We start from the raw sequence: 16,799 nt of genomic DNA, 5'->3' as shown, positions 1-16,799 counted from the left end.
ACGGCCGGTGGCAGGAAGCGTTCAGGGGCTGCGAGAGAGTCGTTGCTCGCCCAGCATCACGCCCAGGGGGCCGAAGCGCCGCTCGCCGATCGCGAAACGGCCATCTGCATGCCATTCGAGCCAGGAGGTGGCCCTTGTGCCATAGTCCTGGCCGATGATGAAGGGCGCCGATAACCGTCGTTCCAGCTCGAGCCCCATACCGGTATCGGGCAGTTGGTCGTCGCGCGCCTGACGCGTGTCGGCGAAGGCCGCCAGGGCATCCTGGGGCCATCGGCCATGCAGACTGGCGGCGAGACCCTGGCGCGCACCGACGAGTTTGGGCCAGGGGGTATCCAGCGTGGCGTTGGACAACCCATGGAGTCCCGGTGGGACGTCAGCGAGGGTGAGGGCGTCCAGACCACGGTGCAGATGCCAGAGGTTCTGCCCATCGCCTGCCAGCAGGTTGAAGCCGGCATAGCGCAAGGCGTCTCCCTCGGCCAGGCTGGCCAGCCAGGTCGGCAGATCGTCGCATTCCAGGGCAGCGCGCACCAGGCCGCCTCGGCTGGGGGCGTCCTCGGCTATCTCGAGTCGGGGGTCGCGGACGTTGGTCACGGCGGCAAAGCGGCCTTTCTCGTGCATGGCCAGCCATCCGCCTCCGGCGACCAGGTCTCGTCCGCCGAGGATCGAGGGGGCATCTGCCCAGATGCCGAGTGCCGCTGTCGGACGGGCATGGAATTCGTCGCGATTGGCTATCAAGCGTAGCGGTACCGCGTCCGAGGGACGGAAGTCGAAGGCGATGAGACACATGGCCGTGAGCGTAACCCTCTTGCGTCGTGCTGGGAAGCGAGGCCATGACAGGGGCGTCTTCCCGGCGTACACTCCTTCAACATCATCGACCCGTTACAGGGATGATCATGCGAGTCGAGACACGCAAGGAACGCTTCTGGTCACGGCTGGTTACCCCCATTCTCTGGCCGGTACTGCTCGCTCAGTTGCTGCTCGTGGCACTGGGGCTGGCGGCAGGTCTGATCTATTGGTGGCTGATGCCGACCGAAGCGTCCTGGAGCATTACGTTCTGGTTGCTGCTGGCGTTGCTGTTGGGTGGTGGCCTGAACGTTGCCGTCTTCCTGACGCTGCTCAAACAGCGCCTGCGTCGCTGCGAGCACGATACCGAGACGCGGCTTGCCCACTTGGCCGACTGCTTGACCCGCCATGCCGATGCCACGGTCGTCCCGCGCGACATGTCGCGCTCACCGATGGCGCGATTCGACGACATGGTGGCGGCCGTCGAGACACTGATCGAACAGTGGCAGGGGGAGATGACGCGCACACGCCAGTCGGAACGCCATCTCGCCGAAGAGTTGCAGGCGCAGCGTGGCAGGGTGGAACGCCTCGAAGCCGAGCGAGAGCGCGCCAGGGAAGCGTCACGCCTCAAGTCCGACTACCTCGCCCATCTGCAGCAGACACTGATGCCCTCGTTGACGGCGCTCGAGGAGTCGCTTGCGGACGCGCGCCAACGCCCGGAAGCCGTCGACGCCTTGCGTGAGCAACTGGTCGATGCCCTGGCGTTGCTGGAGACGCTGGACGAGTCGCCTTCTCTGGAGGAAGGGCCGAGCGCCAGGGTGCTGATTGTCGATGACGGGCCGGTCAACCTGATGCTGGCGCGACAGGTGCTGGAGCGTCAGGGGCTTCAGGTCGTCACCGCGGCCAGTGGCTCGGAGGCGCTGCAGCGGCTGGGGGAAATGCCGGTCGATCTGATCTTCATGGATATCTTCATGGCCGATATGGATGGCGTCGAGACCTGTCGTCTCTGGCGCGAACGCGAGGCCTCGATGCCGGAACGTACGCGCAGCGTGGTCGTGGCGCTGACCGCCAATGTCAGTGAGGCCGATCGTCAGCGCTTTGCGCAGGTCGGCATGGACGATTACCTGGCCAAGCCTTACCGGCCGCAGGACCTGCTGGAAACCGTACGCCATTGGCTGCCGGGTGCCCTGAAGGAAGGCGGGGAACGGTCGTGAGTGGCCTGACCTTATGGCTGGGGTATCTGGCCCTTGGGGGGATCGCTGGCACTCTGGCCGGGCTGTTCGGTATCGGTGGCGGCTTGATCATCGTGCCGGCCCTGGTGTTCGCTTTCGATCTTCAGGGCGTGGTGCCCGAGGTCAGCATGCATCTCGCCGTGGGGACGTCCCTGGCGACCATCGTGGTGACCGGAGCCTCCTCGGCCTGGGGGCACTATCGGCGGGGGAGCGTGCATCGCACATGGTTCCTGGCCCTGCTGCCCGGCCTGATGTTGGGAGCCATCGCCGGGGTGTTCGTGGCCGGCAATCTGTCGGGCGGTCGGCTGGGGACCTTGTTCGGTATTTTCATGCTGCTGGTCGCGGCCAGAATGCTGCTGGGAGTACGCCCCAGGCCCGGAAGGCTGACGCCGGGGCGTGGCGTCATGATGCTGGCCGGTGTCGTGATCGGCGCAGTGTCGGCGCTTTTCGGCATTGGCGGGGGAACCTTGAGCGTGCCCTGGCTGTCTCGGAGCGGGGCGACGATGACCCAGGCAGTGGGGACCTCCTCTGTCTGTGGCTTGCCGATCGCACTGTTCGGTGCGGCCACCTTCATCATCGTGGGGTGGCAGGCCCCTGGGCTGCCGCCGGGTGCGCTTGGCTATGTCATGTGGCCTGCCTTTCTTGGCATCGTGCTGGCCAGTGTGCCCTGCGCGCGGCTCGGCGTCTGGTTGGCGCACCGCCTGCCGGGCCGCCTGTTGCGACTGGCCTTCGCCGCTTTGTTGGCGGGGGTCGGGTTGAAGTTTCTTTTATAGTTATAAGTCATAAGCCGTAAGTTTTAAGAAAACCTCTTCCGTTGGCCTGCTTGGTGGCAGCATCCCGGCTTACGGCTTACGGCTTACGGCTTACGGCTTACGTCTTTCTATTGTTTCCGAGGATGCCATGCTGACTTATCCCTCCATCGACCCCGTTGCTGTTTCGTTGGGGCCTTTCCAGGTGCATTGGTATGGCCTGATGTACGTGATCGGTTTCATCGCGGCCTGGTGGCTAGGACGACAGCGCGCCGAGCGCATCGGCCTGACACGTGACGATGTCGGCGATCTGCTGTTCTATGGCGCCCTTGGCGTGGTGCTGGGCGGTCGTCTGGGCTATGCGCTCTTCTACGGCATGGAGCAGTGGCTGGCCGATCCGCTCTGGATCCTGCGCATCTGGGATGGGGGCATGAGCTTCCATGGCGGGCTGGTCGGCGTCTTGCTGGCGGCCTGGTTCTTTGCGCGCCGCAAGGGGCTTGCCTTCTTCACCCTAACCGATTTCGTCGCTCCTCTGGTTCCCATCGGCCTGGGCGCGGGACGTATCGGTAACTTCATCAATCACGAACTGCCCGGTCGCGTGACGGATCTGCCCTGGGGCATGCCATTTCCGGGTATGGGGCCCGAGCCGCGACATCCCTCATCGCTTTACGAGGCGCTGCTGGAGGGCGTGGTGCTGTTCGTGGTGCTGTGGTGGGTATCGGCGCACCCGCGTCGTCGGGGGCTGGTATCCGGTCTCTTCCTGGTGCTCTACGGGATCTTTCGCTTCTCGGTGGAGTTCGTGCGGCGGCCGGACCCGCAGCTGGGCTTCATCGCCTTCGATTGGTTGACCATGGGCATGTTGCTGTCGTTGCCGATGATCATCGTCGGGGCGTTGCTGATGGGATGGTCGCGCCGCCAGCCGACGCCCTGAAACGGGCTTTGTCCGGAGCCTGACGTCGTAAGCTGGAAGCTTGAAGAAAACCTCGACCCAAAGACTGTGGGGTTCATGCTGCTTCCAGCTTCCAGCCTGGACTGTGTAGAATGGGGGCCCATTTCCCAGCTTCGATGATGCCGTGACAGCCGACACTCTCCCTCCTCTGGAACAACCGTATCTCGACCTGATGCGCGCCGTGCTCGAACATGGTGTCGAGCGCGACGACCGTACCGGCGTCGGTACCCGTTCGCTGTTTGGCCACCAGATGCGCTTCGACCTGTCGCGCGGCTTCCCGCTGATCACCACCAAGAAGCTGCACCTGCGCTCGATCATCCATGAGCTGCTGTGGTTCCTGGCCGGTGACACCAATATTGCCTACCTCAAGGAAAACGGGGTGCGGATCTGGGACGAGTGGGCCGACGAGAACGGCGACCTGGGGCCCGTTTACGGCTATCAGTGGCGTAGCTGGCCCGATCCACGCGGTGGCCATGTGGACCAGATCACCGGTCTGCTCGAGCAACTGCGGCGCAACCCGCAGTCGCGCCGGCTGATCGTGTCGGCCTGGAATCCGGCCCTGGTCGATGAGATGGCACTGCCTCCTTGTCATTGCCTGTTCCAGTTCTACGTGGCCGAAGGGCGCTTGTCCTGCCAGCTCTATCAGCGCAGTGCCGACATTTTCCTCGGTGTGCCCTTCAACATCGCCAGTTATGCGTTGCTGACACGAATGATCGCCCAGGTGGCCGGTCTGGAGCCGGGGGATTTCGTGCACACCCTCGGCGATGCCCATCTGTATCTCAATCATCTCGAGCAGGCCGAGCGCCAGCTTTCGCGAGAGCCGGGACCTGCGCCTCGGCTGTGGCTCGAGCCGAGCATCGACGACCTCTTCGCCTTCCGCTTCGAGCATATCGCCATCGAAGGGTATGATCCGCATCCCCACATCAAGGCGGAGGTGGCGGTATGATCGATTCCACCCTGGTGCCGGTGGCGATGATCGCCGCCATGTCGAGCAACCGAGTGATCGGTGTGGACAACCAGCTGCCCTGGTATCTGCCCGAGGATCTCAAGTTCTTCAAGCGCATGACCCAGGCCAAGCCGCTGGTGATGGGGCGCAAGACCTTCGAGTCGATCGGCCGGCCGCTGCCCGGGCGGCTCAATATCGTGGTCACGCGGGATACCAGCTTTCAGCACGAAGGCGTGAGGGTCTGCCATGACCTGGCCTCGGCCCTGAGGCTGGCCGATCAGCAGGCAACCATCGATGGTGTCGACGAGATCATGGTGATGGGCGGCGCCCAGATCTATGCGCAGGCAATGGTGCATGCCAGTCGTCTTTATCTGACGGAAGTCGCCGTCGAGCTGGACGGTGACGCGCATTTCCCGGCGCTCGACATGAGCGAATGGGAAGAATGGCAGCGCCTTCCCGGCTCCCCCGGAGAGGGGCAGCCGGCCTATGATTTCGTGTCGTATCGGCGCCGGGGTTTGCCAGAGGCCGACGACTGACACAGACTGTCAGGATGACGCCGGCGCGCGCTAGCCGTCGCCCGGCGTGTTCGGGAAGGCGCACTTGGAGGATCAGGACTTGATCGAGGAACGCTCAACGCGCCTGATGGTGGCGCTGGAAGGGCGCGCCGAGGCCCTGCTGGAAGCGTTGCGGGATGCGCGCCTCCAGCGGGAGGCGATGTCCTCAAGGCTCGACGAGCTGGAACGCCAGCGGCAGTCGCTGGAGGCACGCAATGCCGAGCTGACGGCCGAGGCCAGGGAAAAGGATGCCGAGCGCGCAGCGCTGGAGGAGCGTGCAGCAGAGCTGGAACGACGCCTGGCCGACGCCGAAGCATCCTGCCTGGAACTGCTGGAGGAAAACCGGGAACTCGACGAGCAGAACCGGGAACTCGAGGCACATAACCGCCATCTGCGCGAGGATCGCGAGGTGCCGGCGGAACAGGGTACGGCCTCGTTCTTCCAGCGTCGGGGGCGGCCTGCCCAGGGGCTTTCGGCCTTGATCGGGCACCGCCATCGGGATCATGAGAGGCCGTCGGCCGAGGCGGTATCGAATGACGCCGAGGCCTCCGAGCCTGACACGACTCCGGAACCCGAGGCCACGGACACTCCGGGGCAGCAGGATGCATTGCCGAGCATCGAGGAGGCGCCATCCCCTCAGGCACTGCTCGAGCAATGGTATCAACGCTACCCGGATGCTTTCTTCAAGGGGCATACGCGGCCGCTGCAGGTGGGAATCCACGAGGCGCTCGCCGCTCGCGAGCCCTGGCCCGAAAAGCTGGTGCGACGCGCGCTCGCTTGTTACGTGAATCTGCCACGCTATCTCAAGTCGGTGCGCGAGGGAGCCGAGCGCATCGATCTCACCGGTGCCCCTGCCGGGGGCGTTGATGCGGGAGCCGCCGAGCACGCTCGCAAGAAGCTCGACCGGTTGCAGTCCGGCCGGCGCAAGAGTGCAAAATCCGCTCAGCGTGCGTCGCGCTCGAAGGGGCGGCGCGAGAAGACCCAGGCAAATGCCGCCGAGGCCGGGAAAGGGAAGGAGGCGCAAACGTCATCGCCTTCGTCGACGAGCGTCGGCAGACAAGATGACGAACCCGACGATCATCGCCTGCAGCGCAAGCTGGGCGAGCTGGTGGCGCGACATAATCCTCGTTGAGAGCGAACAGGCGGCCCGCTTTGCCTTTCGGCTGACTTGAAAGCGTCATATCAGCAGTGCATGATGATCCGGCATCGCGCCGGCCCGCCGAGACGGCGCCCGGTCGTCATCGCAGGGCAATGGGCGGCGATCGGGGTGCGCAGTGAAGGAAAACAGTGTTTTTTTCTTGTTGCGCTCTCGCCAATCCCGGTATAGAGTTGCTCCTGCGAGCATTGGATTATATAACAAGGCTTGGCCGTGGTCTGGCTCGCACTACCACCTCCCGGGAGGGACGCGGGTAGCGACGGGAACCGGCACCTGACAGGCAAGCCGGCTGCTAGAGCAGCAACGATCGAAACAGCAAGCTAGTCATAAGGATGATTGCAATGAAAAAGACACTGTTAGCGACTGCCATCGCCGGTGCCATGGTCGCCTCCGGCGCCCAGGCCGCCACTGTCTACAACCAGGACGGCACCAAGCTCGACATCTACGGTAACGTCCAGATCGGTTTCCGTAACATCGAGAACGATGTTTCAGAGGATGGCGAGCCGGCGAACATCCAGACCGAAAACGACGTTTTCGATAACGGCTCTACCATCGGCTTCGCCGCCGAGCACGTCATCTACGACGGCCTGACCGGCTACATGAAGATCGAATTCGACGACTTCAAAGCCGACGAAATGAAGACTGCCGGTCGTGATGCCGGTGACACTGCCTATGTCGGCCTGAAGGGCAACTTCGGTGACCTCAAGCTGGGTTCCTATGACACCCTGATGGACGACTGGATCCAGGATCCTGTCACCAACAACGAATACTTCGACCTCAGTGACACCAGCGGCAGCGGTGCCTATGAGACAGCTGTCGATGGCATGGTCGAAACTGACCAGCTGACCTACGTCTCCCCGTCCTTCAGCGGCCTCCAGCTGGCTGTCGGTACCCAGTACAAGGGCGACATGGAAAGCGAGAACGTCGACAACGGCGGTAACGCTTCCGTCTTCGGTGGTGCCAAGTACACCGTCGGCAACTTCTCCGTGGCCGCCATGTACGACAACCTCGATAACTACGAGGTGACTGAAGCTGGCATGGCCAACAACCAGGAGTTCGGTGACCGCTATGGTGTGACGGGTCAGTACCAGTGGAACACCCTGCGCGTCGCGCTCAAGTACGAGCGTTTCGAGTCTGATATCGACAATGTCGACTCCACCAACTTCTACGGCCTGGGCGCTCGCTACGGCTATGGCAACGGCGACATCTACGGCGCCTACCAGTACGTCGATGTGGGTGGCGATACCTTCGGTAATGTCGTCGACGACAGCCTGAGCGGCGATTCCCCGAGCGAAACCGCATCCGGTCGTGGTGACGACACCTACAACGAATTCATCGTTGGCGGTACCTACAACATCTCCGACGCCATGTACACCTGGCTCGAAGCTGCCTTCTACGATCGCGAAGACGACGAAGGCGACGGTGTTGCCGCCGGTGTGACCTACATGTTCTAAACCCCGGTTGCAGGGTAACCTGCCCGAAGGGTTGCAAAACGAAAGCCGATCCCCCGGGGTCGGCTTTTTTCATTGGCGAGAATGACGCAAGCGAGGTTCCATGAAACAGCCGATCGTAACCGCGGGTTTGCTGGCCCTGGGCTTGAGCCTTGTAGCCGTGCCGACGGTGGCCAGCGAAACGCAGGACAGGTTCCGGGAAGAAGGAAAGGAAATGGACCTGACCGGCTTCTTCCAGGCGGATACCGATGCCTATAGCCGCAGCTTCCTGTTCGGTGGCGTCAACGAGCACGATTTCAGCGTGGAGCAGGCCGGCACCTATCGCTTCACCAGCGATGTGACCGCTGGCTATTCCAACGATTACCGCATCGCCGCCGTGCTGCTGGACAGCCAGGGCCGTGAGATCGCACGCTCCCAGGCGCTGGGACAGAATGGTGGACTGCAACTCCAGACGGAACTGGAGCCGGGGGACTATGTGCTGCGCGTCGAGGGTCAGCGCTTCGGTACCCGGGGCAAGGCCGGGGATGCCTATTCCATCCAGGTGGCTGGGCTGGACGACCAGGGGCGGCGCATCGAGAGAGCTGTCGACGACGGCGGCAATATCCAGTTCGTCGGCGAGAACCGGACGGGGGGCAGATCGGTGTTCGTGCGCGGAGACGATGCCGTGGCCACGGTGCGCGCGTCTGACGACGCAGCGGGCAATGCGGCCGCGGCAGGTGCCACCGCAGCGGCCGCGGCCTCGGCCTCCAGCACGGAGAGCGAAGCAGCGTCTAGCGCCGGTCAGGCACAGCAGACCACCGGCCAGCAACAGCAAGCCTCCGAGCAGGATGGTTTCGAGACCATCGTCACCGACGTGAAGATTCGTGCCAAGGGCGAGGTGTTGACCTTCGATGTGGCCGAGGCCGGCACCATCTCCATCGAGACGTCCACTTATCCGGCCGGCTTCGAGGATACTTACCGGCTCACACTGGATGTGCTGGACGAGTCCGGTCGCGTCGTGGCGGAAGGCGCCGGGGAAGGCTTCGATGGCGATGTCGATATGCAGACCGTGCTTGAACCGGGACGCTACCGTATTCGAGTGCAGGGCCAGAAGTTCGGCTCGGCGCACTCCGGCGTCAACAACTACGAGCTGAAGGTGGAGCAGATCGACCGCCGCTGATCGAGAGTGGGTGGACGCCCCACCGGTGCTTGCTGCGCCCGTGCGGGGTAGTGATGGGCGTCCATCGTGCGGCATCCTCACCATCCGACAGCGTGCCAAGAGCGAGAGGCCCGTTGTCGGATCGGAAGCCTTCGGGAGGGGCGGCTCGCCGGTGTACCGATGGATCTCGAGCCATCTGTTAGGCTGCCTTCTCGACATCGTCACGATGGGTCTTGTCGTTGAGAGGTGCTGTGGTGCCGACGCGTTTCTCCCGCTACCTGCACGGAGCCCTGTCACTCAAGGGGCGGCTTCTGCTGGGGCTGTTGGTGATCTGGACGTTGGTCGTGGCCTTGCTGTTGGGCTTCGGATGGCGTTCCGGCGAGGCCCTGGTCGGCGATTCCAGTCGTACGCACCTGCGTTACGAGGCGAGGCTGATTGCCGATGAGCTGACCCAGCAGGTGGAGACCCGGTTATCGGCGCTGGAGCGCCTGGCGGATCGGCTCGACGCGGCGGATGCGGAGGCAGAGGGCCGCGATGCCCTGCGCCAGAGTGATGCCTTGCTCGAATGGTTCAATGGCCTGGTCGTGGCCGATGCCGAGGGTTGGATCGTGTCCGACTGGCCGAGAGTCGAGGGTCGGGCCGGCCGGTATATCGGGGACCGAGCGTTTTTTCGGCATGTCAGGGCGTTCAAGCGTCCTTACGTCAGTGAACCGTTCCGCGGGCGGAACGACGGTGTTCCTCAGGTGATGTTTCTGGTGCCGCGACTTGATGAGGCCGGCGATTTCCAGGGCATGGTGGGGGGAGTCGTCAACATTCGTGGCGGTGAACTCTTCAATCGCCTGGGGCGCATTCGCCTGGGGGCTCGAGGCTATGCCGCCGTCATCACCTCATCTGGTCACATTCTCTATCACCCCGATGATTCGTTGATCCTGTCATCCATGCCCGAGACGCATGCCAACCCATGGGTGGACCTGGCGCTGTATGGCTGGGAAGGCGAGGTGCTCGGGAGACTGATCAACGACGATCGGGCATATCAGGCGTATCGCCAGATCTGGCCGGCGGATTGGATCGTCGGTGTCATCCTGCCCCGGTCGCAGGTCATGGCGCCCTTGCAGGCGCTGGTGAACCGCCTGGGGTGGTGGGCGTTGCTGCTCGCCGGCCTGCTGGTACCGGCTGTGGGATGGCTAGTGTGGGTGTCGCTGCGCCCTCTCTATCGGCTGGAGACCCAGATGGAGGAGGTTGGGCGAGGGCGGCGGACCCAGGTTTCCCTGGCAACGCGAATGCAGGAACTGCAGCGTGTGGCGCAGACCTTCAATCGGGTCGAGGTGGAGCGAGGGCGCGCGATCGCCCGGCTGCGGGAGCGCCAGGCCTTTCTCGATGCCACCCTGTCCTCGTCGCCGGTTGGCATCTTCGTGACCGACAAGGGCGGGGGGGTGACCTACGTGAACCCGGCACTCGAAGAGTTGACGGGCTACGATGCCGAACACCATCACGCAGCGTCATGGCTGGAGCGCATTCATCGCGATGATCGGCAGTCGGCGCTGGACCTCTGGCAGTACAGCTTGGAAAGTGGCGAGGATTTCCTCCAGCAGTATCGCTACTATCGCCAGGACGGCGACATGCTCTGGCTCGAGGTGCACGCCAGGCGGGTCGTCTCCGGCGACGTTCATCTAGGGTTCGTGGGGACGGTGAAGGATATCACCGAGCGACGCGAGGAAGAGGCGCTACGCCAGTGGGAAGCGGAACATGACCCGCTCACCGGGCTGCTCAATCGTCGTGGCCTGGAACGTCGCCTGGAAGAGGCGCTGGCCGACTGGCGCAAGACCGGCACGCCCTCGGTGTTGTTGGTCATCGATGTGGATCACTTCAAGCCGATCAACGATGTCGGGGGCCATGCCCTGGGCGACGAAATGCTGTGCCAGGTCGCCGGGATGCTTTCCTGGATGATTCGTCGCAGCGACCACGCCGCACGCCAGGGTGGAGACGAATTTGCCATCTTGCTGCCGAGTTGTACGTTCGAGCAGGCACGTCATATTGCCGAGTCGCTGCGCGATGCCATCAGCGCATTGAAGGTCGTTCACGAAAAGCAGGAATTCAGCGTGACCCTGAGCATTGGCGTGACCAGCTTCGAGCGCGGTGACCAACGCATCAGCAGTGTGATGCAACGAGCGGATGCCGCCAGCTATCGTGCCAAGCGCCTGGGACGTGACCGGGTAGTCATGCACGGAAGGGCGTAGACGGAAGGCATAGAAGGTGGCGCCCTCTGCAGGATTCGAAATGGTTGATCAAGTTGTTGTATATACAAGAACTTTGGTTTCTTTTCCGAGGGGTTTATACCATTCTATATACCATTGTGATGTGATCACTAAATCTAAAAGGCCCAATCGAATGACCTATCCATGTTAGGTGCCGGATCCTCGATGATCGACTGAGCTATAGAAGCTGTCCTTTGCTGGCTGCCAAGGAGCTTCTTTACCAGGTCATTCGGGAGCAAGGATATGGACATCAAGCTGCATAAACAGGCGACGAACACACCCAAGATCTGCTCCGAGATATAGGTTGGGCCACCTAGCATCAGCAGAGCGAGCTGGCAAGGAGGTATGGTGTCGCTGACACTACCGTTCATCGCTGGCGGCTCCGCTAGGATACCCATGACCGCCCGGATACTCGGCATAATCTGCTGGTCACGCTGACGCTCGAGCAGGAAGAGGTGCTCATTGCCGCTCGGGAGTTCTTACGGCTGGGCCTCGATGACCTGCTGGTGGTCGTGCGTGAATTCCTACATCTTCGCCTCTCGCGCTTTGGGCTTCATCGCATGTTGAAGCGACGTGAGGTATCGACTCTGACGAAACTGGCTCGGCAAGATGCCGCTGATGACGAGCCCCCCAAGCCCAAGCCGTTTCGGAACTATACACCGGGCTTCGTGCATGTCGACATCAAGCACTTTCCGCAGATGCCGGATGAGGAGCGGAAGCGCTATCTGTACGTCGCCATTGATCGCGCCACGAGCTGGGTTTACCTAGAAGTGCGGCATAGTCAGTCAGCTCAGGAGGCTCGGATCTTTATGAAGCGAGTGCTCGAAAAGGCACCGTTCAAGGTCCAGAAAGTGCTGACTGACAACGGCAAGTCTTTCACGGACCGCTTCACCCGTGTGAGCGAACGGACACCCAGCGGTCAACATCCTTTCGATTAGGAGTGCCAGCAGCACGGCATTCAGCATCGCCTGATCAAGCCGGAGCAACGGCATGGTCGAGCGCTCCAATGGGCGTATCAGTGACGTCCTAGCAACACGGCGGTATGTTTCAGGAGGAGGTGTACAATCACCACATTGCTCAGAATGTGCAGCATTAGCAGTCACAGATTTATGTCATGAAACAGTAGCAGGAGATGCAGCCTGACTTATGTCAAAACGAGTAATCAATCATCCGGGCCCAGACAGTTTGGTTCCATCCAGGTATTTGCCCGGTCCATTGGCCGCTACTAAAGTGATATCGTTGTGACTAGCCCTGCATCTTCTGGTTTTTTCGTCATCGTCGAAGCTGAGAATTTAAAGCATTGTCCAGCGATACCACTGCTTCTATGACAGTACTCACTGTAGCCCTATCAAATTCGTGATCACGTTGAGAGTCGTGAACGCCACTATTGAGATAACCCCATTCGATGGAGTCATTGCCAACATTAAGTAGGCTGTCAAGTGCCTCTACTGCTTCTCTACCGCCTTCATGCTGGTCAGCGATCTTTCTCATTGCTGACCGGATTTTAGTGCACTTGTTGTTCAACTCCCAAAGTGACCTGGGGCCACCTAATTTGAGCTCTAATCGACCATCGGTTCGCCGACCAAGCCAAACCCAGAGTCGGTCGGTCAGGCTTTCAAGAGCAGGGCGCGCATGGCGAAGTGCATCACGTTTTTCATCCGCTTCAAGAGCTTGTTGGGCCAATAGTACGTAGTTCTTGGTAGGTGGGTCAGAATCTATGCGAAGATCAAACTCTCCCACGTGAGGAAGGAATTTGTATCGTTTGATAGCGCTTGCACGTTCTGCCCCCAATTCTTGCTGTATGCGATGTAAAAATTCTTCAGCATGAGATGTTAAGATTATTTGTTTGTTGTCTAAATGGCCGTCTTCGAAAAAAGTGCGCCAGATACCGTCGCGATGTTCATCATCAATCGCATTCACAACGTCATCGAAGATGACTGATGGGCATCCTTGGGTAATGTTTTTTGCAAGGAGAATAGCCAGCCCAAGGCATTTTATGTGTCCTTCGCTGAGAATTATCAAAGCGTTGTAGCGTACGCCGGGCTCACCAGTGAACTCAATTTCGATTTTGCCGTTTTCCGCAAGGGGCAGCCACAGCGCATGCAGAAGCTCGGTCTGAGGATCGCTACGATTAAAAGAGTTGTAGAGCTCTTTTGCTTTTTCACCTAGTCCTTCCAGTAGACGCCCTGGTAATGTTTTTAGGTAACTTTGTAGTTCAGAAAGGAAGTGATCATAAGCAACTTTTATTCTTTTATGGTGGGCAATTACAGCAGATTCTGATTCCGCTTCTTGTATCAATTCCCGGTTTTCTTCTTCGAACTGTGCCACAGTCCGTTGAGCTTTATCATATTCCTGCTGTAGTGAATCTCTTCTCAGCTTTATCCTCTCAATCTCGAGGCGGAATCCATCAAGCCTTTCTCGTTCCTGAGCGAGGGACGCTCTCCTTTCATGCTCCTGACTTGCCCTTGCATCTGACTCTTCAATTAGTGAGGTAATCTCAAGAAGAGCCTTCCAATACCTTTGATCCCCATCTATCCAAACTTTTAACCAATCTCCCGTATGTGATGGAGGAAGAGGAGGCAAGTCCTTTGCATGCAAAGCTTCTGGAAAATCGGTGGTTGCGATGGCTATGATTCTTCTCGTTTCTTCCCAGGTAGCACGGACCGATTCATCGAGTTGACCTCGCAGTCCTTGCTCTTGTTCTTGGATTTCTTTCAGTTCTGCGAGTTTTTGTAATCCTGTTTTAGCACGATCAAACGGGTTCTCAGCAACTTCTCCCAGTGATGTGCCACATGCCGGGCAGTTTTCTTGGCCATCAGCAAGCTCCAGCACGGTTTCGTAAAGTTGAGCGTAAGATACATCACTGGCACGTGTGGCCAACATGCGATATTTTTCTTCCCAAAGAGCTTGGAGTCGGAAAACATCCTCTAATAGTTTTCCAAGCCGCTCTTGAGTGGCTCCGTGAATGGGTGGCGGCACCGCATTTAGCTGTGCCTGAACATAGGGCAAACGCCCCTGTTGGTCAGGTCTTCCCAGCAACCAATCACAGCAATCGTTGAATGTAACTCCTGATGAAATGCGATTTGCAAGCTCATTTTCATCAGCTTCTAATTGCATCAGGTTTTCCGGGAATTTCCGAATAACCTCTTCAGAACTGGCAAGCTGAGAGCGGCGTTGTTCGAGTTGTAGCGACTTCATCCCTGTCAGATTGAGATTGTCGTCAAGCGATGCATTGAAGCCACGGACAAATTCGCTGAATTGCTCAACTCCAAACAGTGTAGCGATTAGTTGCCGTTGGTCTCCTGGGGTTTTGGCAGCTATTCTTGCAAAGTCGTCAAGTCGGTTTTTTTCGATAAAGCAAAATCTGTACTCACTTTCGTTTGGTTGGACGAGCTCAATATCTCCTGCCTGATTGATCATTGTCAGTTCAGGTGGGGTGTGGCGGCGTAATCGCGCGTTATTGCAATACGTGCGATGGTCTAGTCGCTTGGCTTGAGCTTCGACAATGGAACCCAGCATTGCCGCCTCAAGTGCTTCGCAGAGGCTGCTCTTTCCTGTTCCATTAGCTCCATATATAAGAGTTATTTCACTGCTGAGATCAAAGGCCTCTTGATTCATGAAGCCGCGAAAAGGGCCGACTTTCAGTTCATGCAGGCGAGCTAATGTCTGGTGAGAAGCTTGTGACTGTATTCGGGGGGACGGCTGAGCTGGTGTTTCGTCCAGGAGTTGAGTGGCTATTGGGGCGAGGCGAGAAGATCTAGCACGTCGAGCGGTTCCTACCTCTGACAAAGTAGATAGATGGGTGCCAATTAAGTTTGCCATCCTACGCACGTCATCATGAACCTCTTTTTGGTCTAGGTGTGAAAGAAATTCTTGATACTCCATTTGAATGCTCACAATGACGCTCCTTTAATTTTTGTATATAAAAACTCAATAATGACGGCTTTTCGCACTGTTCTACTTTTTGGCCGAAACCATTGTTCCTCAGCGAGATTGGTGTTTCCTAGCGTTGATCGAGATGTCTATTCCCTTTCATACCCTTTACCAATGCGACGGCACCCGTAGCTTCCGCGTCAATGGAGTCGTTGGTCTAGGACCTGCTGGGACTGCTCAGTACTACTCCCCTAGTAAATGTGTCATAGAATCCACGCTACATCCATCAACGGCTGGTCTGGGACGGCCAAGCGCTGTATGAAACTGCATAAATTCGCATAAATGTAGGCGTCATCGGATCCTGCGCAGGCTCGGTAATGGTGGGCTCCCAAGCCAAGTGCATGAGTGCATAAAAACCGACACGTTTAGCGCGCGGGCGGGGAGGGGTGACGACAGCGCGCCGCCGTGGCGGACGGGGTAGGGGGAGGGGATGGCAACGCTGTATGGCTATATGCTTGGCGACTGCCCGATTCCTACGTCCGTGCTTCCGGTAAGTGATGGGCGAGACAGACACAAGGAGCCCCGCTTGAGGCGGGGCTGGTTGTTGGAGGGTGGTGGACCGGACTGGCTAGTGCGGCAGGTACTCCATCTGGGCTTCAAGCTCTCGCAGCCGCCTTGCCACGCTCGCGCTGGATTGCATGGTTTCGTGGGTAGCTTCACAGCCCAGTACGGGAAGCTCCTCGGCGTCGTCCTGGGTACGCTGTGTCTGGTTCTTATCAAGCTGGCTCAGGAATAGCTCACCGACTGCGGCCAACTGCCGGCGTTCGATCTCCTGCTTTACCGTTCTGGTATCCCCTTGGCTGAGATAGCTGAAGATCCCTTGCCCGGGCTCGCTGTTGACGTCCACGTTGAATTGGGCCATGAAGACGGCGTTGTTACAGGTATCGTCGGCGATTTGCTCGAACAGTGGTCCGAGGGATTCTCGGAGCATCGCCGCGTGCTCACTGGTGGTCAGTCCCTTCACGCTCTCCAGCATGGCGCTGTAGGCCCTCACCTCCTTTTCATCCCGGCAGGCTTTGCGATAGGTCTGGCGTGCAACGTTCGTGTGGATCTGCAGCCACTCCACTTGGGGCTCGATCAGTTTGATCATCTCCTCGTGCTGTTCCGCCTCGAGACGCCACTGTGTCTGCTGTTTCTGCTGCTCTCTTACTTCCTTACTCTGCCTCCCTAGGCCGGTCACGAAGACCTGCTTCCATGCCTTCTCGGCGATCTTGCCCTGCTCCTGCAGGGCATTGAGCGTCTTTTGCAGTTTGCTGAGTTCCTGACTCGCGGCTGCGAGCCGCTCACGCTTCTCTAGATAGTCTGCACGGGCTTTGGCCTTGTTCGCTGCAGCCTTCTCGCATGTCAGCGCCTTCACGCTGATGGGGGTGGGCACGTACTTCATTTTCTCCAGGTGGTCTCGCGGAACGTCTTGGCTTTGGTTGTTGGTTTCCTGATGCTGCATGGTTTTGACTCCTTGCTGGGCGGTGGTCTCGGTGATCTGGGCTTGTGCGGCCATCTCAGGCTCCTCGGTTATGTCGGGCATGGTGTGTGTGGCTCTCGGCGAAGTTCTTTGCTCGGGGGAGAGCGGCAGCCAGGGACTCTCCCTGCGCCTGCCAAGAGGGAAGGCGTGGGCGCCGGTGTGGCGATGAGAGCGCATGGAAGCTCTGTTCC

The 16,799-nt window shown here is 59.6% G+C and carries 12 protein-coding genes and 1 pseudogene; 10 read left to right on the top strand and 3 right to left on the bottom strand.

Annotation, left to right across the window (positions count from 1 at the left end; all coding sequences use genetic code 11):
- Positions 1-21 precede the first annotated feature (21 nt).
- Positions 22-786 (bottom strand): NRDE family protein, encoded by a 765-nt coding sequence (locus A9O65_RS04245; protein WP_064701464.1) that lies wholly within the window; start codon positions 784-786, stop codon positions 22-24.
- Positions 787-893: 107 nt separating this feature from the next.
- Here A9O65_RS04245 and A9O65_RS04240 point away from each other — a divergent pair, with 107 nt between their 5' ends.
- The 10 genes and pseudogenes from A9O65_RS04240 to A9O65_RS04195 all read left to right on the top strand — a co-directional run bounded on the left by A9O65_RS04240 (position 894) and on the right by A9O65_RS04195 (position 12,458).
- The gene (locus A9O65_RS04240) at positions 894-1,997 is read left to right on the top strand and encodes a response regulator (protein WP_064701486.1); all 1,104 of its coding nucleotides are present in this window, start codon (positions 894-896) and stop codon (positions 1,995-1,997) included.
- The gene (locus A9O65_RS04235) at positions 1,994-2,788 is read left to right on the top strand and encodes a sulfite exporter TauE/SafE family protein (RefSeq protein WP_064699414.1); all 795 of its coding nucleotides are present in this window, start codon (positions 1,994-1,996) and stop codon (positions 2,786-2,788) included. Before A9O65_RS04240 ends, A9O65_RS04235 begins: the two co-directional genes overlap by 4 nt.
- Before the next feature lie 127 nt (positions 2,789-2,915).
- Positions 2,916-3,695: a prolipoprotein diacylglyceryl transferase gene (lgt, locus tag A9O65_RS04230; protein WP_064699413.1), complete on the top strand. Its 780-nt coding sequence runs from the start codon at positions 2,916-2,918 to the stop codon at positions 3,693-3,695.
- Between the two features lie 190 nt (positions 3,696-3,885).
- Positions 3,886-4,659, top strand: coding sequence for a thymidylate synthase (locus A9O65_RS04225; RefSeq protein WP_244534442.1), 774 nt, complete (start codon positions 3,886-3,888; stop codon positions 4,657-4,659).
- Positions 4,656-5,195 (top strand): dihydrofolate reductase, encoded by a 540-nt coding sequence (locus A9O65_RS04220; RefSeq protein WP_064701463.1) that lies wholly within the window; start codon positions 4,656-4,658, stop codon positions 5,193-5,195. Before A9O65_RS04225 ends, A9O65_RS04220 begins: the two co-directional genes overlap by 4 nt.
- 64 nt (positions 5,196-5,259) lie before the next feature.
- Positions 5,260-6,345, top strand: coding sequence for a ProQ/FINO family protein (locus A9O65_RS04215; protein WP_254783078.1), 1,086 nt, complete (start codon positions 5,260-5,262; stop codon positions 6,343-6,345).
- A gap of 365 nt (positions 6,346-6,710) precedes the next feature.
- On the top strand, positions 6,711-7,823 hold the full coding sequence (locus A9O65_RS04210) for a porin (RefSeq protein WP_064701461.1): 1,113 nt from the start codon (positions 6,711-6,713) through the stop codon (positions 7,821-7,823).
- 100 nt (positions 7,824-7,923) lie between these two features.
- Positions 7,924-8,979 carry a hypothetical protein gene (locus tag A9O65_RS04205; RefSeq protein WP_064701460.1) on the top strand — a complete coding sequence of 352 codons (1,056 nt, stop codon included), beginning with the start codon at positions 7,924-7,926 and terminating at the stop codon, positions 8,977-8,979.
- A gap of 233 nt (positions 8,980-9,212) precedes the next feature.
- On the top strand, positions 9,213-11,195 hold the full coding sequence (locus A9O65_RS04200; RefSeq protein WP_064699765.1) for a sensor domain-containing diguanylate cyclase: 1,983 nt from the start codon (positions 9,213-9,215) through the stop codon (positions 11,193-11,195).
- A gap of 261 nt (positions 11,196-11,456) precedes the next feature.
- Positions 11,457-12,458, top strand: a pseudogene (locus A9O65_RS04195) (DDE-type integrase/transposase/recombinase).
- A 27-nt stretch (positions 12,459-12,485) separates the two neighbouring features.
- Here A9O65_RS04195 and A9O65_RS16890 read toward each other — a convergent pair.
- Positions 12,486-15,110 carry an ATP-binding protein gene (locus tag A9O65_RS16890; protein WP_254783079.1) on the bottom strand — a complete coding sequence of 875 codons (2,625 nt, stop codon included), beginning with the start codon at positions 15,108-15,110 and terminating at the stop codon, positions 12,486-12,488.
- A gap of 604 nt (positions 15,111-15,714) precedes the next feature.
- Entirely contained in the window at positions 15,715-16,644 is a 930-nt protein-coding gene (locus A9O65_RS04190; protein ID WP_064701459.1) for a hypothetical protein, read from the bottom strand.
- Positions 16,645-16,799: the final 155 nt, after the last annotated feature.

It is taken from the genome of Halomonas caseinilytica, assembly GCF_001662305.1.
Taxonomy (GTDB): domain Bacteria; phylum Pseudomonadota; class Gammaproteobacteria; order Pseudomonadales; family Halomonadaceae; genus Halomonas; species Halomonas caseinilytica.
This window is presented reverse-complemented; position numbering and strand designations above follow the sequence as displayed.

Coding starts and splice junctions, on each gene's coding strand:
- A9O65_RS04220 (WP_064701463.1), top strand. CDS start 4,656: ATGATCGATTCCACCCTGGTGCCGGTGGCGATGATCGCCGCCATGTCG.
- A9O65_RS04245 (WP_064701464.1), bottom strand. CDS start 786: ATGTGTCTCATCGCCTTCGACTTCCGTCCCTCGGACGCGGTACCGCTA.
- lgt (WP_064699413.1), top strand. CDS start 2,916: ATGCTGACTTATCCCTCCATCGACCCCGTTGCTGTTTCGTTGGGGCCT.
- A9O65_RS04240 (WP_064701486.1), top strand. CDS start 894: ATGCGAGTCGAGACACGCAAGGAACGCTTCTGGTCACGGCTGGTTACC.
- A9O65_RS04205 (WP_064701460.1), top strand. CDS start 7,924: ATGAAACAGCCGATCGTAACCGCGGGTTTGCTGGCCCTGGGCTTGAGC.
- A9O65_RS04210 (WP_064701461.1), top strand. CDS start 6,711: ATGAAAAAGACACTGTTAGCGACTGCCATCGCCGGTGCCATGGTCGCC.
- A9O65_RS04190 (WP_064701459.1), bottom strand. CDS start 16,644: ATGGCCGCACAAGCCCAGATCACCGAGACCACCGCCCAGCAAGGAGTC.
- A9O65_RS04225 (WP_244534442.1), top strand. CDS start 3,886: ATGCGCGCCGTGCTCGAACATGGTGTCGAGCGCGACGACCGTACCGGC.